Annotated in this window: 1 protein-coding gene; it reads left to right on the top strand. The window is 38.0% G+C overall.

Translation table 11 applies throughout. The features are described from left to right. Positions 1-416 (top strand): AAA family ATPase (locus J7R13_RS09130; RefSeq protein ID WP_208438334.1); only part of this gene is annotated, 416 nt, incomplete at both ends.

Raw genomic sequence — 416 nt, 5'->3', positions numbered from 1 at the left:
GGGAAAAAAAACGGTAGCACGCTTATTAGCGCTTGAAAAAAAATTTGTTTTTGAGCAAGTTTCTGCTATTTTTACCGGAGTTTCTGAGCTTAAAAAGATTTTTGAAAAGGCTCGGACTCATTTTATGTCTGGACAGCAAACAGTTTTATTTGTCGATGAAATTCATCGATTTAATCGCGCTCAGCAGGATAGTTTTCTTCCGGTTATGGAAGATGGTACTGTTATTCTTATAGGAGCAACAACGGAGAATCCTTCATTTGAGCTTAATGCTGCTCTTCTTTCTCGTGCACGTGTTTTGACATTTTTTCCACATGATAATGAAAGTTTAGGTATGCTTTTGAAGCGTGCTGAAGAAGTAGAAGGAATGCTTCTTCCTTTGGATGATGATGCCAGAGATGCTTTGATAGAGATGTCTG

The organism is Bartonella taylorii 8TBB, from assembly GCF_902825155.1.
Classification (GTDB): domain Bacteria; phylum Pseudomonadota; class Alphaproteobacteria; order Rhizobiales; family Rhizobiaceae; genus Bartonella; species Bartonella taylorii_A.
Note: the sequence above shows the minus strand (reverse complement) of the source record. Positions and strands in the feature narration are given on the sequence as shown.